This is a genomic window from Pseudorhizobium banfieldiae (assembly GCF_000967425.1).
GTDB classification, from domain to species: domain Bacteria; phylum Pseudomonadota; class Alphaproteobacteria; order Rhizobiales; family Rhizobiaceae; genus Neorhizobium; species Neorhizobium banfieldiae.
This window is the reverse complement of record NZ_FO082820.1, coordinates 487,985-510,166: the sequence shown is the minus strand read 5'-3', so window position 1 is coordinate 510,166 and position 22,182 is coordinate 487,985. Positions and strand designations below refer to the sequence as shown.

The 22,182-nt window shown below is 63.6% G+C and carries 17 protein-coding genes; 11 read left to right on the top strand and 6 right to left on the bottom strand.

Annotated elements, in window-relative coordinates; genetic code table 11:
• Positions 1-22 precede the first annotated feature (22 nt).
• From NT26_RS02360 to dxs, 5 genes are all read left to right on the top strand, one after another.
• Positions 23-2,134, top strand: coding sequence for a TRAP transporter permease (locus NT26_RS02360; RefSeq protein WP_052637185.1), 2,112 nt, complete (start codon positions 23-25; stop codon positions 2,132-2,134).
• Positions 2,131-2,508: a DUF1850 domain-containing protein gene (locus tag NT26_RS02355; RefSeq protein ID WP_052637184.1), complete on the top strand. Its 378-nt coding sequence runs from the start codon at positions 2,131-2,133 to the stop codon at positions 2,506-2,508. Before NT26_RS02360 ends, NT26_RS02355 begins: the two co-directional genes overlap by 4 nt.
• A 101-nt stretch (positions 2,509-2,609) precedes the next feature.
• Positions 2,610-3,713 carry a GNAT family protein gene (locus tag NT26_RS02350; RefSeq protein ID WP_065814507.1) on the top strand — a complete coding sequence of 368 codons (1,104 nt, stop codon included), beginning with the start codon at positions 2,610-2,612 and terminating at the stop codon, positions 3,711-3,713.
• A gap of 73 nt (positions 3,714-3,786) precedes the next feature.
• On the top strand, positions 3,787-4,710 hold the full coding sequence (locus tag NT26_RS02345; RefSeq protein ID WP_052637182.1) for a pirin family protein: 924 nt from the start codon (positions 3,787-3,789) through the stop codon (positions 4,708-4,710).
• Between the two features lie 90 nt (positions 4,711-4,800).
• Positions 4,801-6,720 carry a 1-deoxy-D-xylulose-5-phosphate synthase gene (gene dxs / locus NT26_RS02340; protein WP_052637181.1) on the top strand — a complete coding sequence of 640 codons (1,920 nt, stop codon included), beginning with the start codon at positions 4,801-4,803 and terminating at the stop codon, positions 6,718-6,720.
• Between the two features lie 80 nt (positions 6,721-6,800).
• Here dxs and NT26_RS02335 read toward each other — a convergent pair whose 3' ends face one another.
• Positions 6,801-8,861 (bottom strand): methyl-accepting chemotaxis protein, encoded by a 2,061-nt coding sequence (locus NT26_RS02335; protein ID WP_052637180.1) that lies wholly within the window; start codon positions 8,859-8,861, stop codon positions 6,801-6,803.
• Between the two features lie 198 nt (positions 8,862-9,059).
• Between NT26_RS02335 and NT26_RS02330 the strand changes: the two genes are divergently transcribed.
• The 3 genes from NT26_RS02330 (at position 9,060) to NT26_RS02320 (ending at position 12,761) form a co-directional block, all read left to right on the top strand.
• The gene (locus tag NT26_RS02330; RefSeq protein WP_052637179.1) at positions 9,060-9,812 is read left to right on the top strand and encodes a TlyA family RNA methyltransferase; all 753 of its coding nucleotides are present in this window, start codon (positions 9,060-9,062) and stop codon (positions 9,810-9,812) included.
• Complete coding sequence (locus NT26_RS02325) at positions 9,809-11,053, top strand: class I SAM-dependent RNA methyltransferase (protein WP_052637178.1); 1,245 nt, start codon at positions 9,809-9,811, stop codon at positions 11,051-11,053. The genes NT26_RS02330 and NT26_RS02325 overlap by 4 nt, the downstream gene beginning before the upstream one ends.
• A 133-nt stretch (positions 11,054-11,186) precedes the next feature.
• Positions 11,187-12,761 (top strand): peroxidase family protein, encoded by a 1,575-nt coding sequence (locus NT26_RS02320; RefSeq protein ID WP_052637177.1) that lies wholly within the window; start codon positions 11,187-11,189, stop codon positions 12,759-12,761.
• A gap of 60 nt (positions 12,762-12,821) precedes the next feature.
• On the opposite strand, the gene mcpU is transcribed toward NT26_RS02320, so the two are convergent.
• The 5 genes from mcpU to NT26_RS02295 all read right to left on the bottom strand — a co-directional run bounded on the left by mcpU (position 12,822) and on the right by NT26_RS02295 (position 18,920).
• Positions 12,822-14,912: a methyl-accepting chemotaxis protein McpU gene (gene mcpU / locus NT26_RS02315; RefSeq protein WP_052637176.1), complete on the bottom strand. Its 2,091-nt coding sequence runs from the start codon at positions 14,910-14,912 to the stop codon at positions 12,822-12,824.
• A gap of 170 nt (positions 14,913-15,082) precedes the next feature.
• Positions 15,083-15,838, bottom strand: a complete 756-nt coding sequence (locus tag NT26_RS02310; RefSeq protein WP_052637175.1) for a crotonase/enoyl-CoA hydratase family protein — start codon at positions 15,836-15,838, stop codon at positions 15,083-15,085.
• A gap of 11 nt (positions 15,839-15,849) precedes the next feature.
• A complete protein-coding gene (locus NT26_RS02305) occupies positions 15,850-17,631 on the bottom strand; it encodes an acyl-CoA dehydrogenase family protein (RefSeq protein ID WP_052637174.1) in 1,782 nt (593 codons plus the stop codon).
• A gap of 179 nt (positions 17,632-17,810) precedes the next feature.
• Positions 17,811-18,260, bottom strand: coding sequence for a BA14K family protein (locus tag NT26_RS02300; protein ID WP_052641745.1), 450 nt, complete (start codon positions 18,258-18,260; stop codon positions 17,811-17,813).
• A gap of 183 nt (positions 18,261-18,443) precedes the next feature.
• Positions 18,444-18,920, bottom strand: a complete 477-nt coding sequence (locus NT26_RS02295; protein WP_052637173.1) for a BA14K family protein — start codon at positions 18,918-18,920, stop codon at positions 18,444-18,446.
• Between the two features lie 155 nt (positions 18,921-19,075).
• On the opposite strand from NT26_RS02295, the gene NT26_RS02290 reads away from it, so the two are divergent.
• The 3 genes from NT26_RS02290 to NT26_RS02280 are packed head-to-tail and all read left to right on the top strand — an operon-like array spanning position 19,076 to position 22,163.
• The gene (locus NT26_RS02290) at positions 19,076-19,684 is read left to right on the top strand and encodes a DUF6656 family protein (protein ID WP_052637172.1); all 609 of its coding nucleotides are present in this window, start codon (positions 19,076-19,078) and stop codon (positions 19,682-19,684) included.
• 52 nt (positions 19,685-19,736) lie between these two features.
• A complete protein-coding gene (locus tag NT26_RS02285; RefSeq protein WP_052637171.1) occupies positions 19,737-20,714 on the top strand; it encodes an L-threonylcarbamoyladenylate synthase in 978 nt (325 codons plus the stop codon).
• Between the two features lie 15 nt (positions 20,715-20,729).
• Positions 20,730-22,163 carry an FAD-binding oxidoreductase gene (locus NT26_RS02280; RefSeq protein ID WP_052637170.1) on the top strand — a complete coding sequence of 478 codons (1,434 nt, stop codon included), beginning with the start codon at positions 20,730-20,732 and terminating at the stop codon, positions 22,161-22,163.
• The last annotated feature ends 19 nt before the right edge of the window (positions 22,164-22,182 follow it).

The following is a 22,182-nucleotide window of genomic DNA, read 5'->3' as shown; positions in this document are numbered from 1 at the left end:
GCTTTCGGGTAACGAGGAACGAATGAGCGATCTTGCAGCAGTGGAGAGCAAGCCTGCCCCGCATAATGCGGAAGAGGCAATCGAGGGCCTGCCTTCTGGCTTTGGCAGCGGCATGGCCGGCCGGATCGCCTTCTGGATCGCCTTTACCTTCTCGCTGTTCCAGCTCTGGACCGCCGCCTACGGTACTCTGCCGAGCCAGGTCGTAAGGGCCATGCATGTGGGCTTCCTGCTGTTGCTGGGCTTCGTGCTCTTCGGCAACCTGGTCGCCAAGACGAAGGCCGGGAAGGCCTGGTTCTGGTCGCTCGGGATCCTCGGCTTCCTGACCGGCATCTACAACTGGATCTTCTACGAGCAGCTCATTCTGCGCAGCGGGTTCCACACGCCGCTCGACCTGACCGTCGCGACGGTGATGATCTTGCTGGTCTTCGAAGGTGCGCGGCGACTGATGGGTCTGCCGCTGACGATCATCGCGGCAATCTTCCTCGCCTATTGCTTCTTCGGCCAGTATTTTCCGCCGCCCTTCATCCATCGCGGCTATGATTTCGAACTGATCGTCGAGCACTTCGGCTTCGGCACCGAAGGCATCTACGGCACGCCTATCTATGTCTCGGCGGCCTATATCTTCATCTTCGTTGTCTTCGCCGCCTTCCTGGAGCGCGCCGGCATGCTGGCGCTGTTCAATGATTTTGCCCTTGGACTGGTCGGCACCTGGCGCGGTGGGCCCGCGCAGGTCTGCGTGATGTCCTCGGCGCTGATGGGTACCATTTCGGGCTCCGGCGTCGCCAATGTGGTGGCCAGCGGCCAGTTCACCATTCCCCTGATGAAGCGGTTCGGCTTCCGCTCGTCCTTCGCTGGCGGGGTGGAGGCGACCTCCTCCATGGGCGGACAGATCATGCCGCCGGTGATGGGCGCGGTCGCCTTCATCATGGCCGAGACGCTGAACGTGCCCTATGCGGACATCGTCAAGGCGGCCCTGATCCCTGCCATTCTCTATTTTGGGGTCTGCTTCTGGACCGTGTTCCTTGAAGCCGGCAAGGCCGGCCTGCGCGGCATGGACAGGGCGGAACTGCCCAATCCCTGGCAGGCCGTCAGGGAGCACTGGCCCCTGGTCCTGCCGCTCGCCGTCCTCGTCTATCTGCTATTTGCCGGCTACACGCCGATCTTCGCAGGCACGATGGGACTGGCGCTGGTGGTCGTGCTGATCCTCGGCATGCCGCTTGCCGCGTCGATCGGCCCCTTTGTCTTCCGGCTGGTGTTCTGGTTGGCGGTGGGTCTTGCTGCCGCATCCTTCCTGAAGTTCGGTGTAAATTTCCTGGCGCTCGTCATCCTCGCACTCATTGCCGCCTGCTTCTTCGTCAAGGGCGGCCGCGAAACGCTCGGGATCTGCCGCGACGCTATGGCAGAAGGCGCGAAGAACGCGCTGCCTGTCGGGATCGCCTGCGCCATCGTCGGCATCGTCATCGGCACGCTGACCCTGACCGGCATTGCCTCGACCTTCATCGGCTTCATCATCCGGGTGGGGGAGGACAACCTGTTCCTTTCGCTGGTGCTGACGATGATCACGTGCCTCATTCTCGGCATGGGCATCCCGACCATCCCGAACTACATCATCACCTCGTCGCTCGCGGGCCCTGCCCTGCTGGAACTCGGTGTGCCGCTTCTCGTCTCCCACATGTTCGTCTTCTATTTCGGGATCATGGCCGACCTGACGCCGCCGGTGGCGCTCGCCTGCTTCGCTGCGGCACCCATGGCCAAGACATCAGGATTGAAGATATCGATCCAGGCCACCAAGCTTGCAGCAGCGGGCTTCATCGTGCCCTTCATGGCGGTCTACACGCCGGCCCTGATGCTGCAGGACGCCGGACCGATCGCCGCGGCCTGGGGATATCCCGTGGAGGTGGCCTACATCTTCGTCAAGGCCTGCTTCGGCATCGCCCTCTGGGGCGTTGCCGTCGTAGGCTTCCTCTTCGCTCCGCTGGCGATGTGGGAGCGGGTTCTGGCCTTCGCTGCCGGGGCCTCCGTCGTGCTCGCCCTTCCCTGGACCGACGAACTCGGCTGGGCGCTCGGCATCATCATGGTGGGTCAGCACTGGCTGCGGGCGCGGCGATCTTCACGCCCTGTCGCCGTACCGTGAGCCTCTGCGTGCTGGCGGGCGGCAAGACCATCGCGCTGGCCATCTCCGCCTTCACCCTGTCCTGGACACATTCCGTCGAGAAGACGGAATGGCGGGAGCACTGGGAGCTGACGCCGGCGGGGCTGGAACTCGCGGAAGCTGCCGTGAAGGGATCCGGGGCGGGCATGGAGCCTGGGCCTGATGCCGTATTGCGCGAAGGCTGGTGGGTCTGGGAGCCGGGACTGGCGCCACAGCAACGGATCTCACTTGCAGCCTCCGGCGCGACCGGAAGGGGATGGACGCTCTGCCACGACAGTGGCTGCATGGAGGTCGGAGCCGCGGCCGGCGACGCGGTCGTCCTCGAACCCTGCACCGAGCCTTCAGGGACGCCATAACGTCATCTTCACCATAACCAGGAATTCATCAGCGGGCATCAACCCGTTCTTGAGGTTCACACCCTAAGGCTGCAGCGCAGACATCCGGGCGCGGGAACCAAATGGGCAGGATACGAGCACTGACGGAGAGTGACGCGGGAGCTGTGGCAGCGCTCTTCCAGCGCGTCTTTCGCCGGCAGAAAACGCCGCCACCCGCCGCTTTGCTTGCGGATATCCGCGCCGTCTATCTCGATGACGAGGCCTGCGATCCGGAACTGCCATCCCTGGTGCATGTCGAGGACGATGGAGCGCTGAGCGGCTTCATCGGACGGCACGTGCTGGCCATGACGCTCGGCGATAGGCCGCTCCGCATGGCGCTCTGCAGCTCCATCATGGTCGATGCGGAAAGAACCGGACCGCTTTCCGGTGCCAAGCTGCTGAAGGCAGCGCTGGAGGGACCCCAGGACCTTTCCTTTACCGATACCGCCAGCGATGTTTCCCTGCGCATGTGGCGGGGCCTGGGCGGTTTGGCACTTCCCCAACACAGCCTGGACTGGGTTCGCATCGTCGACCCGGCGATGGCCCTGCTGGATGGTGCCGGTTACCGTCTTTCGTTCCTCAGCCATCTGAAACCTCTGGCCCGAATGGCAGGTCGCCGTGTTCGCAGCCGCGTCCGGACCGATCCGCTGCGTTGGGCGGCTTTTCCGGACAACCAGAAGGCGGTGACGACACGAACCATCGAGCCGGAAGAGTTCGCCGACATCTTCGGGACCTGTATCCGGCACCTTTCGCTACGGCCCGCCTGGCCAGCAGAAGAAACCGCCCGACTAGCCCGCAAGGCGATGACAAAGCCGGCTTACGGCGAAGCTGTCATTATCGGCATGTTCGACCGGAGACAGACGGCAATCGGTGCCAGCTTCTACCACGTTCGAGCGGGCTCCAGTGCTCGGGTCCTGCAGCTTCTTGCCCTGCCGGGGCAGGAAGGACCGGTCCTCGATGCGGTCCTGGTCGATGCGGCGGCACGGGGAGCCAGCCTCGTGCGGGGTCGCATGCAACCGGCATTCATGAACGCCATGCTCGGCCGCCGCCTGGCACTCGTCAACACCGGGTCCAGCATCGTCCATTCCCGCGATGAAGCTCTTCTGGAAAAGGCCAGATCCGGTGACGCCTTCCTCAATGGACTGGCGGGCGAACAATGGAGCCGCATGATCGGCGGCGCGAGCTAAGCCTTCCCCTACCAACGCGCCAAACTGGCAAAGACGGCTGCTTTCCGCTACGGTTCCGCTACAGGAGCCCGCCATGTCCTTCTTCCCCGGAACAGATCCACAAGCCGGCGATCGCTTTGCCTGCGACGCCATCGAGAACCTGATTATCCCGCGATCGAGCGACATCGGCGGCTTTGCTGTCCGCCGCGCGCTGCCGAGCCGTCAGCGTCGCCTCGTCGGCCCCTTCATCTTCTTCGACCGCATGGGCCCGGCGCTGCTGCGCGCCGGTGAAGCCCTCGACGTCAAGCCGCATCCGCATATCGGCCTTTCCACCGTCACCTACCTCTTCGACGGTGAGATCAAGCACCGCGACAGTCTCGGCACGGAACTGGTGATCCGGCCAGGCGACATCAACCTGATGACGGCAGGACGCGGGATCGTCCATTCGGAGCGGACGCCGGAAAACCTGCGGGGACGACCGTTCTCCGTCTCGGGTCTGCAGACCTGGCTCGCCCTGCCAGATGACCGGGAGGAGATCGACCCGGCATTCTCCCATACCGGTTTCGACGCCATGCCCGTAATAGACGATGACGGCGCGAGTGGCCGCGTGGTGATTGGTAACTTCGCCGGCCTCTCATCGCCGGTTCCGGTGTTCACCGACACGCTCTACGTGGATCTCCGCCTCGCGCCGTCCCGGCGCTTTCCCTTTCCGGCAGCCCACGAGGAGCGGGCGGTCTACATCCTTTCCGGCGAGCTCAACGTGGCGGGCGACGGGTTCGCCGCAGACCAGTTGCTCGTCTTCCGCCCCGGTGACGAGATCACCCTCGAAGCAGGCCCACAGGGCTGCCATCTGATGCTCGTCGGCGGTGCCGCCCTCAACTCCAAGCGCTATATCTGGTGGAACTTTGTCTCCTCCTCGCGTGACAGGATCGAGAAGGCAAAGGAAGAGTGGCGAACCGGACGCTTCGACCTTGTGCCGGGAGACGAAGAAGAGTTTGTGCCCTTGCCCAATATGTGAAATCCGCTAAGGCATTTACTTGAAAAAGCCTCGTTCCTCCTCATTTTGAGGGACAAGCACTTCCGGAAAGAGCAGAAAAGGCCAGACTCCGTGACATCTCTTCCCCAGACTCCCCTGCTCGATGCGGTCAAGTTCCCGGCCGACCTCAGGATGATCGAGGATCGCGACCTGCCGCAACTCGCACGCGAGGTGCGGGACGAGATGATCGATGCGGTGTCCAAGACAGGTGGCCATCTGGGGGCCGGACTTGGCGTGGTGGAACTGACCATAGCTATCCACAAGGTCTTCAACACGCCTGACGACCGGCTGATCTTCGATGTCGGACACCAGTGCTACCCGCACAAGATCCTGACCGGGCGCCGCGACCGGATTCGCACACTGCGCCAGGAGAACGGGCTTTCCGGCTTTACCCGCCGCGCCGAGAGCGACTACGACCCGTTCGGGGCCGCCCATTCCTCGACCTCGATTTCAGCAGGCCTTGGCATGGCGGTGGCCGCCGACCTCTCCGGGTCGAAACGACACGTAATCGCGGTGATCGGCGACGGAGCGATGTCGGCCGGCATGGCCTATGAAGCGCTTAATAATGCCGGGGCCCTCGACGCCCGCCTGATCGTCATCCTCAACGACAACGACATGTCGATCGCGCCGCCGACGGGTGCGATGAGCGCCTATCTCGCGCGCTTGGCCTCCGGACGCACCTATATGGGCGTGCGGGAGATCGGCAAGAAACTGACGGCCTACCTCGGCAAGGGCTTCGACCGCGCCATCACCCGCGCGGTGGAGCATGCTCGCGGCTATGTGACCGGCGGCACCATGTTCGAAGAGATGGGCTTCTACCATATCGGCCCGATCGACGGTCACTCCTTCGAACATCTTCTCCCGGTGCTGCGCAATGTCCGCGATAACGGACAGGGACCGGTGCTCATCCATGTCTGCACCCAGAAAGGCAAGGGCTACCCGCCGGCGGAGGCAGCCGCCGACAAGTACCACGGCGTCAACAAGTTCGACGTTATTACCGGCACGCAGGCCAAGGCGAAACCCAATGCGCCGAGCTACACGAGCGTCTTCGGCGAGTCGCTGGTGCAGGAGGCAAGGTTCGACGAGAAGATCGTCGGCATCACTGCCGCCATGCCGAACGGCACCGGCATCGACAAGCTGGCCGAAGTGTTCCCCTCGCGGACCTTCGACGTCGGCATTGCCGAGCAGCATGCTGTAACATTCGCTGCCGGCCTCGCAGCGGAAGGCTTCAAACCGTTCTGCGCACTCTATTCCACGTTCCTGCAGCGCGGCTATGACCAGGTCGTTCATGACGTAGCGATCCAGGGCCTGCCGGTCCGCTTCCCGATCGACCGGGCAGGCTTTGTCGGCGCCGACGGTCCAACCCATGCCGGCTCCTTCGACACGACCTTCCTCGCCACCTTGCCCGGCATGGTGGTGATGGCGGCCGCCGACGAGGCGGAGCTCAAGCACATGGTGCGGACAGCCGCGGCCTATGACGAAGGGCCGATCTCCTTCCGCTACCCGCGCGGCGAAGGCGTCGGCGTCGAGCTACCGGAACGGGGCCAGATCCTGGAGATCGGCAAGGGCCGGATCGTCAAGGAAGGCTCCAAGGTCGCGCTGCTTTCCTTCGGAACGCGTCTGAAAGACTGTCTGCTGGCGGCCGAGGACCTCGATGCGGCCGGCCTGTCGACAACCGTGGCGGACGCCCGCTTCGCCAAGCCGCTCGATCACGACCTCATCCGCCAACTTGCGCGCCATCATGACGTGCTGATCACCATCGAAGAGGGGGCCCTCGGCGGCTTCGGCGCCCATGTCCTGCACTTCCTGGCCACGGAAGGGCTGCTTGACCAAGGGCTCAAGGTCAGGCCGATGGTGCTGCCGGATGTGTGGATGGAGCAGGCGAGCCCGGACGCGATGTATGCAAAGGCAGGACTCGATCGCGCCGGCATCGTCACCACCGTCTTCAACGCCCTCGGGCAAAAGGGACTGGGCCTGGGGGCTGCCGGGTGACATTGCGCTCTTCCCTTTCGTGAAAAGGAAAACGGCCGGGATGACCCGGCCGTTTCTTTTTTCCGACTGCCCGCGAGGCGTCAAAATTCCTCCCAGTTGTCCTCGCTGGGCTTCGCTGCTGCGGAGCCGCCGCCAAAGGCTGCCGAAAGCTTCCCGTGCAGGGCGCTGGCCGGCGACGGAGCGGGACGTGAAGCCGGCGTCGCGGCAGCCGGCTTTCGGCCCGAGACCGGCTGAACCGTTGGCTTGGAAGCTGCTGGAGCGACGCGCTGAGAGGCGGCCGTTGAAACAGCCGGTTTCGGGGCTGTCGGTCTGGACGGCGTAGTCGCCGCACCGCCCGCAGAGCGACCCGTCACCTGCCCGCCGAGGTTGAACTGACGCAGCAGCGAGTTCAGGGACTCCGCCTCACTCGCCAGGGAATGGCTGGCTGCCGTCTGCTGCTCGACCATGGCAGCATTCTGCTGGGTGCCCTGGTCCATGGTGTTGACCGCGACATTGATCTCCTGGAGACCGGTGGATTGCTCGCGAGTGGAGATGACGATTGCCTTGATGTGCTCGTTGATCTCCTGAACCTCGCCGACGATCGCCTCCAGCGCCTTGCCGGTCTCGCCAACCAGGGCGACGCCTGAGTCCACGTGCTCGCCCGATGTGGTGATCAGCGACTTGATCTCCTTCGCCGCATTGGCCGAACGCTGGGCGAGTTCGCGGACTTCCTGCGCCACAACCGCGAAACCCTTGCCAGCGTCTCCAGCCCTGGCAGCCTCGACGCCCGCATTGAGCGCAAGCAGGTTGGTCTGGAAGGCGATGTCGTCGATGACGCTGATGATGTTGATGATCTCGCTGGAAGACTTGGAGATCTGCTCCATGGCGGAAACCGCCTTGCGAACGACCTCGCCGGACTTCTCGGCGCCGACGCGGGCGCGCTCCACGCGTTGGCCCACATCCTCGGCGCGCTTTGCGGCATCCTTGACGGTCGTGGTAACCTCTTCCAGAGCCGCTGCCGTTTCCTCGACGGAAGCCGCCTGCTGTTCGGTGCGGCGCGCCAGATCATCGGCGGCCGTGCGCACTTCCTCGGCGCCTGCATTGATCGCGGCGGCATTGGCGCCAACCGACTGCAGCGCTGCCTGAAGCTTGGAGACAGCCTCGTTGAAGTCCACACGCAGACGATCGAGATTGCCGGTGAAGGGCGTGTCGATACGATAGGCCACGTCGCCGTTTGCCAAGCTGGAAAGACCCGCCGCAAGGGTGTTCACCGCAAACTCCAGTTGTCCGGATTCCTGCGCCTTTATCTCGTCATTGCTCATCCGTTCGCGATCGGCGGCGGCCCGTATGGCTTCACTTTCCTGCTCGAGACGGATCTTCTCGATTGCCGCGTCCTTGAAGACGGCAACGGCATTGGCCATTTCGCCGACCTCGTCACCGCGTCCAAGCGCCGGCACCTCGATGTTGTTGTTGCCCGCGGCGAGCTGGGTCATCGCCCGGGTCATGCCAACGATGGGAGTGACGATCGCCCGCGACAGGGCCCATACCAGCCCCGTTGCGATCAGACCTGCCGCGGCGCCACCGGAGAGCAGCGCCAGCATGATATCCCACTGGGCGCTCTTCTGGTTCGCCTGCAGCGACGCGACCAACGCGCCGGCATCCTCGTTGATCTTGGCCGCGCTTTCGCGGAACGCATCGAGCTGCCCCCTTGACTGGTTCCTGCCGATCTCGATGATCTCCTCGATCGGCGCCTCGGTGCTCTTGCGCGCGGCAAGCTGCGGCTCGCTCAGTTGCGCGTGGAAAACGTCCGCGGCTGCCCGCATCTGGTCAAGCGATGCGATCAGGCCCGGGTGTCCGGCGGCTGCCTTCTTGGCCTCGTCGATTGCGGCGATCATCTTGTCGCGCTGGGCGAAGACTTCGTTATAGGTGCTGTCGCTGCGGAAAAGCAGGAAGCCGCGCTGATTGACCGCCTGCTCAAGCATGGCTTCGAGAGCGTTGTCGACGTGATGCAGGATTTCCTGCGCCTGCGCCTGGTCTTCGGAGGCGCGCGTGGATTTCACGACCTGCCAGAACACGACCGCAGAAGCGAGCAGGCAGACGGACATCACCGCGAAGAATGTGCCGATGAGCTTCTTGTTGAGGGACAGATTCTTGAGCGACATGGGCTTCCCGTGCGTGAGTATGCAACGATTTCGAACGAGCCGAAGTCATTTCGGGCAGTCGGGAGACAGCGGCGCCGGAGGATGGCGCTGCCAGTACTCAACTGGATGTGGCTTAAAATTCGATTGATATTTTGTGCAACCTTTGGCGCAGGCGGTCGCACCGCTTGCATCGTGCGCGAAAGGATCCCAAGGAGAGGCATGCCCACTCATCCGCCGCAACGGCTCGATCAACTTCTTCTATCCCTCGGTTTGTTCGGCAGCCGTTCCCGTGCCCGGGACGCAATCGTGCGCGGCACAGTGAAGGTGAACGGCCAGGTCGTCAGCAAGCCTGGCCAGACTTTTCCCGAAGATGCGACGGTCGAGATCGACGACCCCGCTCAGGACTACGTCTCCCGGGCGGCTCTGAAGCTGGTGGCAGCACTGGATCACTTCCGCCTCGATCCTGCCGGCCGCAGCTGTCTCGACGTCGGCGCCTCGACCGGCGGGTTCACGCAGGTTCTGCTGCAGCGGGGGGCAGCGCATGTGACGGCCATCGACGTCGGGCACGGCCAGATGCATTCATCCCTTGCGGACGATCCGCGCGTGACGAATGTCGAAGGCCTCAACGCCCGTGCGCTTTGTGCCGATGATCTTGACGGACGACCGATCGACTTCATCGTCTCCGACGTGTCCTTCATCTCGCTCAGGCTGGCACTGCCGCCAGCGTTGAAACTCGCAGAGCCGAAGGCCATATGCGTGCTTCTCGTCAAGCCGCAGTTCGAGGCTGGCCGCGAGGCGATCGGCAAAGGCGGCCTCCTGAAGGAGCCCGATAGCGGGCCTGCGATCGCCGAGGCACTCGAGACCTGGCTGACGCACGACATGGGCTGGCGGAGCCTCGGGCTCATCCCCTCCCCCATCGCCGGCGCCGACGGCAATCAGGAATACCTGCTGGCAGGAACGAAAGAGACATGAGTACGCTCACAGTAACCATCAATCGGCTCGGCGCCCACGGACACGGCATAGCCAACACAGCCGAAGGACCAGTCTACGTGCCACATGCCCTGCCGGGCGAGACGGTAGCGATTGCCCGCAACGGCAGCCATGGAACACTTCTTTCGACAGCGACCTCCTCCCCGGATCGGGTTGTGCCCCTCTGTCGCCACTTCAATCCTGACCGCGACGCCTGCGGCGGCTGCTCGTTGCAACATCTTGCAGAGCAACCCTACACAGATTTCAAGCGCAATCTCGTCGTGGAGGCGTTGCGGAGCAAGGGCCTTACGCCGCCTGTCGAACCACTAGTCACCTGCGGCCTCGGGCAACGGCGGCGAACGGTGTTTTCGGCCCGCCGGACGGACAAGGGTCTCCTGCTCGGCTTCAATCGCGCCGAGACGAACCACATAGTCTCCGTCGAGGAGTGCCCCGTTGCAGCCCCTGCGATCATGGCGCAACTCGACGCCCTGCGCTCGATTGCAGCTGCCCTTGCCGGTGGTTCGGAGAGCTTCCGCTTGACCGTGCTGGAAACCCTTGCCGGTCTCGATGTGGCAGCCGAGGGCGTGAAGCCCCTCGACGAGAAACGACGGCGTGCGGCAATCGAGACGGTGATGCGGCTCAGCGCCATCGCCCGTGTCTCGGTCAACGGCGAAATCCTCGTCGAGCCCCGCAAGCCGCTGGTCGACTTCGGCGGCGTGCTGGTGACGCCGCCGCCCGGGGCTTTCATGCAGGCCACAAAGGAGGCAGAGGATGCGATGGCCGCTCTCGTGCTTGCCCATGTCGGCAAGGCGAAGCGCGTGCTCGACCTGTTCGCGGGTTCCGGGACATTTGCTCTGCGCCTGGCGCGGACGGCGCGGGTGCATGCCGTCGAGGGCGAGGACAAACTGCTCAAGGCGCTCGACCTCGCAGCTCGCACCACCGAGGGCCTCAAGCCCGTGACGGTGGAGAAGCGCGACCTCTTCCGCCGGCCGCTCACGGCGCAGGAACTGAAGGTCTATGATGCCGTCGTCTTCGATCCGCCGCGGGCGGGTGCCGAGGCGCAGGTCAGGGAACTCGCTCGTGCGGGCGTGAAGAAGGTGGCGGCAGTGAGCTGCAATCCCCTCACCCTGGCGCGCGACCTCAGGCTGCTTGTCGATCAAGGCTACGAGATTCGATCGGTAATCCCGGTAGACCAGTTCCTCTGGTCACCCCACGTGGAAGCAGTCGCGCTTCTGCAACGCTGAAGCCACGCAAGCCTCACAACTTCACGCATCCGCAGATTGAATATGCGGTTGGTTGTATCCGACATCCCCCAATGCAATCATAACGATTATTCCAGAACACGGAAAATCGGAGATTGCAGAAGGAGGGGAAGTCATGACTGACATTGCGATGCATGGACATGGTGTGCGGGGCATGAAGCGGGAGGCGTTGCACTCCTTCAACGGGATCGGCGACCCTGGCAAGTTCGGGGTCATGTTTCCGGACCTGTTGCCGCTCCACGTCGGCGACGACGCGCTGTTCGAACTCGCCCAGGCGATGCGCGACCAGGGCGACGTGGGAGTGGATCCGGATCCCGCCGGTGACAACGAGGCTATATCCGCCGGCTATACCTATCTCGGCCAATTCATCGACCACGACATCACGCTGGATACGACGCCACTCGACCAGCAGAAGGCCGATCCCAAGGCCACGGACAATTTCCGGACGCCAGCGCTCGATCTCGACTCCCTCTACGGAGATGGACCCGGTATCCACCCCTACCTTTACCAGCGGGATCCCACGACATTCGAGATCACCCAACAGTTTCTCATCGGGCATACGGGTGCGTCAAAGAATGAGAAGAACGAACCGATCCCGTCGCTCCGGCATGACCTGCCGCGCAACCAGGTCGGCCATGCGCTGATCTTCGACGAGCGCAACGACGAAAACCTTCTCGTGTCACAGACGCATCTGCTGATGCTGAGGTTTCACAACGCTGTCGTCTATTGGTTGAAGGAGAGGCAGCCCTCGCTTCAGGGGATGGCGCTTTTCCATGAAGCCCGCCGGATCGTGACATGGCATTACCAGTGGATCGTTTTGTTCGACTTCGTCGAGCGGCTGACGGAGCCGGGCCTCGTTAACCGCATCAAGAAGGAGGGGCGGCGCTTCTATCGTTTCAAGAAGCGCCCCTACATGCCGGCGGAATTTGCAGCCGCCTGTTACCGGCTGGGCCATTCCATGGTTCGCGAGACCTACAGCCACAATCGCGCCTTCCATCCAGGCAGCCCGAGGATTGCAAACGGCACGCTGCAGGCTCTGTTCTTCTTTACCGGCAAGTCCGGCAAGATCGTCGGCGAACTGGCCCCGGACGCGGAAGCCTTCCCGCCCAATCCCCAGCATAAGCTGCCCTCAAACTGGGTGATCGACTGGCGGCGGTTCTTCAACGTGGCAGGCCAGGGTGGTGAGGATTTCACCTTCAACTTCTCGCGCAAGCTCGATCCATTCATTGCCCCGTCGCTCCACACGCTGCCGGGCCTGCGGGAGGATCCGACGGAGCAGCAAAGACGGGATGCGAACCTCGCCTTCCGCAACCTGCGGCGCGGCGTCCAGATCGGCCTGCCGTCCGGACAGGACGTCTGTCGTGCGATGCAGATCGAGCCAATGTCACCGGACGAGATCGCCACCGGGCCGGACGGCGAAGTTGCGAGGGAGCACGGCCTGCATGAGGCGACGCCGCTCTGGTACTATGTGCTCAAGGAAGCACAGCAACATCATAGCGGCAGGCGACTGGGGCCCATGGCGTCTACCATCATCGCCGAGACCTTTCTCGGCATGGTCCATGGCGACGAGGAATCCTTCCTCTGGAAGCGCTCAAACTGGAAGCCTGAACTGACCTGCGAACAGGAGGGTCATTTCACCATGACAGACCTCATCCGCTTCGTCGGCGACATCAACCCCCTCGGCCCATGAACACGAAAGGCCGCGGCAGCCCTGCCGCGGGCCTTTCCCGACTCCATGCATCTTGGAAAATTAGGCCGCCCTGCGTCCGCCCTGCGTCGACATGCCGGCCTGGGCCGCCATTCCGAGGTTGAAGCGGGCAAGCAGTTCCATCAGCTTCGCGGCTTCTGCCGCGAGGCTATGGCTGGCGGCGGTCTGTTCCTCTACCATCGCGGCATTCTGCTGCGTGCCCTGATCCATGGCATTGACCGCGTTGTTGATCTCCAACAGACCGGTCGACTGTTCGCGCGTCGCCGTTACGATCGCACCGACATGGCGGCTGATTTCCTGGACCTGCGAAACGATCGCCTGCAAGGCTTCCCCCGTCTGGGCCACCAGCGTCACGCCTGAGCGCACCTGGGTGTTCGAGGCCGTGATGAGCGCCTCAATTTCCTTCGCGGCCTGGGCAGAACGCTGGGCGAGTTCACGGACCTCCTGGGCAACGACAGCGAACCCTTTGCCGGCCTCGCCTGCACGTGCCGCTTCGACGCCGGCGTTGAGTGCCAGAAGGTTGGTCTGGAAGGCGATGTCGTCAATAACGCCAATGATGTTGGAGATCTTGCCGGAAGAGTCCTCGATCTCCGTCATTGCCGCGACCGCCTTGGAGACGACTGCACCGGAATGTTCGGCGCCATCGCGTGCGCGGGATACCAGCGTGCCAACCTCTTCGGCGCGATGCGCCGTGTCGCGCACGGTGGTGGTGATCTCTTCCAGAGCCGCTGCAGTCTCCTCGACGGAGGCCGCCTGCTGTTCGGTTCGGCGGGCGAGACCATCGGCGGCAACACGGATCTCCTCGGCGCCGGCATCAATCGTCCGGGCATTCGAGCCGACCGCCTGCAAGGCTGACTTCAACTGCGTGACGGCCGCGTTGTAGTCGGTGCGGAGACGGTCGATGTGAGCAGCGAAGGGCACTTCGATGCGATGGGAAAGATTGCCATCTGCAAGAGCGCCGAGCGCTTCGGCAAGTGCCTTCACGGCCCGCTCCGCCTCGGCCTGATCATGGGCCTTCTGCGCTTCCCGCTCGCGGCGCTCGGCATCGCTGAGGCGACGCCCCTCTTCGGCCTCGCCTTCCAGGCGTTCCCGCTCCAGAGCGTTGGTGCGGAAGACGGACACCGCGGCAGCCATGGCGCCGATCTGGTCACGACGATCTTCGCCAGGGATGGCGACCGTCAGATCTCCAGCGGCAAGACGCTCCATGGCATGGGTCATGTCTGTCACCGGACGCACCACGAGACGGCTCAACATCCAGGCCATGGCGCCTATCATCAAGGCGACCGCAAGCACTGTGGCAATGACCGCAGCCGTCTGGAACGCGGTAAGAGACGCGTAAGCAGCTTCGGCATCAACAGCGAAGCCAAGATACCACTGGACAGAGGGAAGACCGGCGACCGGAACGAAGCTGACCAGCACGTTGCGCCCCCCGAAAGTGGTCTCCACCATAGTCGCGCCGGTGGCCGGCGTGTCCTGCGGGAAGACATCAGCCAGCGTCTTCATGACGAGCGAGGCCTCCGGGTGAATGAGCACGGTCCCTGCCTTGTTCACCAGGAAGGCGGTGGCTGGGACGCCAAGATCGATCGACTTGACCATCGCAACGATGCTCTGCAACGAGAAGTCGCTACCGACGACGCCGGCCAGGGCGCCCTCACGGTTCACGGGCACGGCGGCGCTGACCACGAGGTCTCCACTGGACGCATCGACATAGGGTTCCGTGAGGACGACGCTGCCGGACGCAACTGCATCCTTGTACCAGGGCCGCTGACGCGGATCATAGTCAGCCGGCATCGGTAGGTTCGGCCACATGGTGAACGTGCCGGCCGTATCGCCGAAATAGGTGCTGGAGAATTCCTTGGTCAACACCTGGTTGTCCAGGACTGCGGTGACCGCATCCGGATTCCGGCTCACGGCATCAGCAACCATATTGGTCAGCACGACGCGACCGTTCATCCAGTTGGCAAGCGCCTGCGATGCCTGCCGGCCGGCAGAGGAAATGCTGTCCTCGACGGACTTCGTCACCGAAGCGTGCTGGATGGAATTGATATGGAAGGAGAACCCCGCAAGTGCGACAACGACGACCACAGAGGCCGCGACGAGGATGCGGGTCATGAGATTGGCTCTTTTTGCCATGACTTGTCCTTGGATGCGCGCCGGCGACGCCTGCGGAAGCAAAAGCTGCAGCGGCCGGACATTCAGGATGGTGGGAACGGCGCATCATGCGCAAGGGCACCTCCCATGCCCTGCGCCTAGTTAGGAACAATGATATTAAGAATAGCCTAAAATTAAGCCCATGCGCCGGCTCAGCGGCGCATGAATGCCTCGAAGGCGGCACGGGCCTCGGCGCTTCGGAGCTGCGCCGTGAAGTGCACCAGTTCCTCCTCCATGCGCGCCAGCACATCATCGCCATTGCCGCGGATGAGGTTGCGGGCGATCTTCATGGCATGGGGCGGCTTGGCGGCGAGGTTGGCGGCCAGCGCAAGCGTCTCGGCCTCGACAGCGTCCGGTGAGACGACCTTCCAGACTATGCCGGCCTCGCGGGCCTGTTCAGCGGAAAAGCTCTCGCCTGCGGCGAGCAGTGCGAAGGCTCGCTGGTGTCCCATCACCCGGGGCGCGATGAGACTGGAGGCAGCCTCCGGCACCAGCGCGAGGTCGACGAACGGCGTGCGGAAGAGGCTGCGATCGGAGGCGATCGTCATGTCGCAGTGCAGGTGAATTGTCGTGCCAATGCCGATGGCCAGGCCGTCGACGCCGGAGACCATCGGCTTGTCGCAGGTGGCGAGTGCCTGGAGGAAATCGGCGGCCGATGGCCGACCGCCGCCACCCATGGCATAGGTGAGGAAATCTGCCATGTCATTGCCGGCTGAAAAGCAGTTGTCGGTCCCGAGGAAGGCAACCGCGCGGATCTCGGCGTCATTGTCCGCCTCATGCAGGGCTTCCGTCATCCGGGCATACATGGCCGTGGTGATGGCGTTCTTCTTCTCCGGCCGATTGAGGCGGATGACGAGGACGCCCGGCTGCGCATCGGGCCGCTCGACGAGAATATGGTTGTCGCTCATGGCATCTCTCCTCAGGCCAGAACGCTGCGGGCCGCTTCGAGGCTGGCAGCCCCCTCGACCACTTGGCGATTCAGCGCCGCCGTTTCAGGCAGCAGGTTCTCCACCGCGAAGCGGCAGATCGCGATGCGCTGGGAACCCCTGCCATCCTCTGCAGGCGCAAGCGCCCCCTTGGCAAGATAGACGCCGGTCAGCACCAGGCCGAAGAGGCGCTGGTACGGCGTGGCACCTGCGAGCGCCTCGGCCACGTGGCCTTCTGCCTGCGCCTTCAAGAGCCATTCCGTCGTCGCCTCCAGATCGCTGATCGCCGCCTGCAGGCCCTCAGCCGTCCTGCCGAAGGCCGGTTCGTTGGAGGAAGCGACGCACTCAGTGAGCTCCTTGAGCTCGGCGATGAAGCCGCTCACCTGGCCGCCACCGGAGAGCGGCAGCTTGCGAGTCACGAGGTCGATCGCCTGAATGCCGTTGGTGCCTTCGTAGATCGGGGCGATCCGGGCATCGCGAAGATAGCGGGCAGCGCCGGTTTCCTCGATGAAACCCATTCCCCCATGCACCTGGATGCCGAGCGATGCAACGTCCACGCCCGCGTCGGTGGCGAAGGACTTGGCGATCGGCGTCAGGAGTGCGGCGCGCTCGCCCCAGGCCTCGGCCTCGTCGCCCTCGCTATGATGGGCCATATCGATGGCGTGGGCACAGGCATAGCAGATGGCGCGGGAGCCCTGGGTCAGCACCTTCATGGTCAGCAGCATGCGCGCCACGTCGGGATGCTCGATGATCGGGCTCATGCCGCTTCCCGTCCACCGGGGCGCCTTGCCCTGAGTGCGCTCCCGTGCGTATTCGATGGCCTTCTGGGTGGCCGCCTCGGCGATCGCGACACCCTGCATGCCGACGGCGAGACGGGCGTTGTTCATCATGGTGAACATGCAGGCGAGGCCCTTGTTCTCCTCGCCAACCAGCCAGCCGATCGCGCCCTTCTCTTCACCGAACTTGCCATCGCCGTAGATCATCGTGCAGGTCGGCGAGCCGTGGATGCCAAGCTTGTGTTCGATCGAGTGGCAGAAGACGTCGTTGCGGGCGCCGAGCGAGCCATCCTCGTTGACGAGGAACTTCGGCACCAGGAAGAGCGATATGCCGCGCGTGCCGGCGGGCGCATCCGGAAGCCGCGCCAGCACCAGATGGATGATGTTATCCGCCGCGTCATGCTCGCCCCAGGTGATGTAGATCTTCTGGCCGAAGATGCGGTAGGTTCCATCGTCGCGGCGTTCGGCGCGGGTCTTGAGCACGCCGAGGTCGGAACCGGCATGCGGCTCCGTCAGATTCATGGTCCCGGTCCATTCGCCGGAGACAAGCTTCTCAAGATAGATTGCCTTAAGTTTGTCGCTGCCGTGCTTGTCGAGCGCCTCGATGGCGCCCATGGTGAGGGTCGGTGCGAGGGCGAAGGCCATGGAGGCCGAGTTCCACATCTCCAGTGCGGCAACGTTCAGCATGTGCGGCAGATTCTGGCCGCCATAGGCTTCCGGACCGGTGAGGCCGTTCCAGCCACCTTCCCGCCAATTGCGGTAGAGATCGGCCCAACCGTCCGGTGTGGTCACCACGCCATCGGAGATGCGAGCTCCCTGCCGGTCGCCGGGCTCGCCGAGAGGTGCCATCTCGTTGGTGGCAAAGCGGCCGGCCTCTTCAAGAATGGCATCAACCAGATCCTGCGAGAGATCACCGAGCCTGCCTGCGTCGATCGCTCCCGAAAGTCCGACGACATGATTCAGGGTGAAGGAAATTTCCTCGACCGGAGCCTTGTACATGCTGCATCCTCCTCATGGACGGCCGGGGGCGGGCCCGGCAAGAAACTCCCTGCTTTTTACGTAAACGTAAATCTGATTGTCAATGGAGCCGGCTCCTGGCTACGCAGAAACAGACAGCAAAAAGCCCGTCGGGCGAACGCCGGACGGGCTTCTTCTTTGAGCCGGATCAGCTTGCCAGCTCAGTAATAGGGCGAGTAGCAGGTCTGGCGCGGGCCGTGATAGGGCTGAAACGTGTTGGAATAGGCGTCATAGGACCGGTAGCGGGCATGGCACCAGTCATAGTGGCGCGGATTGAGGCCGCTGGCGCGGTACGCCGGAGCCGGCTCGACATAGCGGGGCTGTGCCGCGATCGCGCCGCCGATCAGGGCGCCTGCACCGAACGCGGCGAGGGGAAACCAGTAGCCGTCATGGTAGCGGTAGCCGGGGCGATGATGCCGGTAGCCGCGATGCCCATGGTAATAGCCGCGACGGTAACCGCGGTGGCGGACTTCGGTAACATCCGATTTCGCTTCTATCTTTGCCGCCGGGTTTGCCACACTTGGCATGGCGGCTTCAGCGGGCATGAAATCCGTACCGACGACAGCTGCCGAGATGGCGGCGATCGCGACTTTTCTGAACAGCTTTTTCATCTTCTTCTCCATTGAAGTTGAATTCCGCTCCCGTCGACCAGCGCGGCTGCCGGGTATTCCATGGATCAGCAAACTCGTAGTAAAGGCAATCTGAACCCCGAATTAACGCCAAGCACAAGTTAAACCTGTCAAACGAGACAAGCCGCCCCCAAGGGAGCGGCTCGTCGTGCATACGCAACAATATCAGGAGTAGGGCGAGTTGCACTGCCGACGCGGCCCGTTATACGGCTGAAACGTGTTGTCGGAGGCGCGGTAGGAGCGATAGCGGCTTTCGCACCACTGGTAATGGCGCACGCTATGGCTGCCACTCGGCCGGGCCTGAGCCCCACCGCTGATGATCGCACCTGCGGTGAAGGCGGCAAACGGGAACCAGAAGCCGTTGTAGTAGCGGTATCCCGGTCGACGCTCGCGATAGCCGCGGTATCCGTTATAGTAGCCCGCCCGATAGCCGCGGCGGTAGTCGCGGCGAGCCTCCCGGCGGTCCCATCTGCGATCGTAGCGGCGGTCCCAGCGGTCACGGTACTGCACGTCGGTGACGAGTCCCTGCGCGCTCGCGGCCGGGGCAGCCGGCAACGGCATCGCCTGGACCGGCACATAGGTGGTCACGGTCACGGCGAGCGCCGCTACCATCGTAGTCAGACGAAACTTGAACTTACCCATGGTTGGCTGTCTCCTCTTTTCCTTCGATCGGCGGAAAAACGGAGGAAGCGCCTGTTCGTTCCCGTGCGGTCCGGCAGGGTTCCAGCGCTCCGATACGCATGATTAACCATAGCTCGCTACCATCTGCGCCGACGCAAGACCGAGGGAAGCAGACGGTGCAGGCAAGTGCAAAGCGGCGCTACTACCAGAACCAGGCGCCACGGCGCCTTTCCGCGACCAGCGCGGCGCCTCATTCCGAGTTCCTGCGGACGGGCAGGATCGATCGCACCGCGCCCACCTGGGATCGCGAGACAAAGCGCTACCTGAGCTTTGAGGAAGTCGCCGAAAGAACCAACAGGAAGCTTGTGCGGGCGGGCGAGAGGACCCATGAGAGGCTCAACGCCTTCCATGAGGCGATCCGCTTCCCAAAGGTCATCTTCTCCAGGGCGTTTGAGGAGATCCCGCATCTCGGCTACTGCCATGTCACGACCGCGAGCACCCGATTTGCGCAGAGAGGGCCTGTCCACTGGTCCTTCTACATTGCCAATTTCTCCTCCGACATCAGCGAGAGCTATCCCTTCTTCGAGAATATCCGTAGCGGAAATGTACGGATGTATTTCGCCGTCGCCTATGAAAAGGCGGCGGGCGACACACTCCGCATAGATCGATCGATGCGGAAGGATGGTCTCCTGTTCCGCACGGCAAATCCAAGGGAAGCCATGAAGAACCTTCTTCTTCTCGGGGCACCAAGCCAGTCACTCCGGACGATGATCAAAAAGCTCTAGCCGCTGAGCTTTTGGATTGCAGACGCGGGCGATTACGCGTTAGGACACGGACATGACGGCCAGGATCATCCATCTGCGAAGCGATGAGGAAGACGCCCTGCACGCGGCGGTGGACACGCTGCGCGAAGGTCTGCCCGTGGCCCTCCCGACGGAGACCGTCTACGGCCTTGCGGCGGATGCAACCAATCCGCTCGCCCTGACACGGATCTACGAAACCAAGGGGCGACCCCGTTTCAATCCGCTGATCTGCCACATGGCGGATTTCGCCATGGCCGAGCAGCATGCGCATTTTGATCCTGTCTCCCAACGCCTCGCCGAGCATTTCTGGCCCGGCCCGCTGACATTGATCCTGCCTCTGAAGGAGGGCACGCCCATCCACCCGCTGGCGACCGCTGGTCTCGCTACGGTGGGCGTGCGGGTTCCGGTTGGTTTTGCGGGCTCGGTGATCCGCCGGCTCGGCAGGCCCCTTGCGGCCCCGAGCGCCAACACATCCGGAAAAGTGAGCCCTACGAGCGCGCAGCACGTCGCAGAGGACCTAGGCGAGAAGCTGGCACTGATCATCGACGGTGACGCGGCGCCTGTCGGCGTTGAATCAACCATCCTCCGCGTCGAGGGAAACATGGTCCGGCTTCTGCGCCCAGGCGGGGTCTCCGCCGACCAGATCGAAGCCGTGGCCGGGCTGCCGATCATTCGCCAGGAAGCGCCGGCCGCGACGATCGAGGCGCCCGGGATGCTGGCTTCGCATTATGCGCCGGGCTCGCCGGTCAGGCTGAATGCGGTGGCCGTAGGGCCAGATGAAGCACTGATCTGCTTCGGCGGCCAAGAGGTTGCCGGGCAGAACGAGGCTGCCGCCCTCTTCAACCTCAGCCCCGCAGGTGACCTGGCGGAAGCCGCCTCCAATCTCTTCGATTATCTGAAGAAGGCAGATGCGATTGCGCCGCGCGGCATCGCCATCACAGCGATCCCCAACGAAGGGCTGGGCGAGGCCATCAACGATCGGCTCGCGCGCGCCGCCGCGCCACGAAGCTAGCTAGGGGAGCGCGTGATGGACATGCCCGGCCTATTCTCGGACGTTCTGGAGCGCTTTGCGGCCATCGTCGGCCCGGCCAACGCCCTGCGCAGCGCGGAGGATATCGCGCCTCGGCTGATCGAGAACCGCGGTCTGTACCGGGGCGCCTCCCCGATGATCCTGAAACCCGGCTCTACCCGCGAAGTCGCCGATATCCTCAAGCTAGCTACCGAGACGCGGACGCCAATCGTTCCCCAGACCGGCAATACCGGCCTCGTCGGAGGACAGGTGCCACGCGAGAGCGGGACTGACCTGATCCTTTCCCTCGAGCGCATGAACCGCATCCTGGACGTCGATCCCGTGGCCAATGTTCTTGCCGCGGAGGGCGGTGCCATCCTTGCCGAGGTGCAGCACGCGGCCGAATCCGTCCAGCGCCTCTTTCCGCTTTCGCTCGGATCGGAGGGCTCCTGTCGCATCGGCGGCAATCTCTCCACGAATGCCGGCGGCACGGCCGTTCTCGCCTATGGCAACATGCGCCAGCTTTGCCTCGGTCTCGAAGTGGTGCTGCCGACGGGCGAAATCTGGGACGGCATGCGGCGGCTGAAGAAGGACAATACCGGTTACGACCTCCGCGACCTCTTTATCGGCGCAGAAGGAACACTCGGCATCATTACCGGCGCCGTATTGAAGCTCTTCCCGCAGCCGGTCGGGCGGCAGGTCGCGCTCGTCGGCCTGGCGTCACCGGCCGATGCTCTGCGCCTCTTCGAAAAGGCATCGAACCTCTGCGGGACATCGTTGACGGGGTTCGAACTCATGCCCCGTATCGGGGTCGAGTTCACCACCCGCCATATCGAAGGCGTTCGCGATCCCCTCTCGGAGCCGCATCCCTGGTACGCGCTGATCGACATCTCCACATCCGACTCGGCCGAGACCGCCGAAACCATGGTCCATGCACTGCTGGAATGGGGCCTGGAGACGGGGCTCGTACGGGATGCCGTTATCGCCAACTCTGTCGCGCAGCAGAAGGCGCTCTGGCACATGCGCGAGAGCATGTCGGACGCGCAGAAACCGGAGGGCGGGTCGATCAAGCACGACGTCTCCGTTCCGGTCTCAAGCATCCCGCCGTTCATGGAGGCGGCGGACGCCGCAATCCTAGCCGCCCTACCCGGCGCCCGCATCTGCGCATTCGGGCATCTGGGCGACGGCAACATTCACTACAACATCTCCCAGCCCGTCGGTGCCGACAAGGCCGGCTTCCTGGCCCGATGGCACGAGATCAACGAGATCGTCCACGGGATCGTGTTATCGCTCAATGGCTCGATCTCTGCCGAACACGGCATCGGTCAGTTGAAGCGCGATGAACTGGCCCGCATCCGCCCCGCAATCGAGATCGACCTGATGCGTCGCATCAAGCGCGCCTTCGACCCTGCCAACATCATGAATCCTGGCAAGGTCATCGCAATCGAATGACATGGGCGGCGGGCTGTTG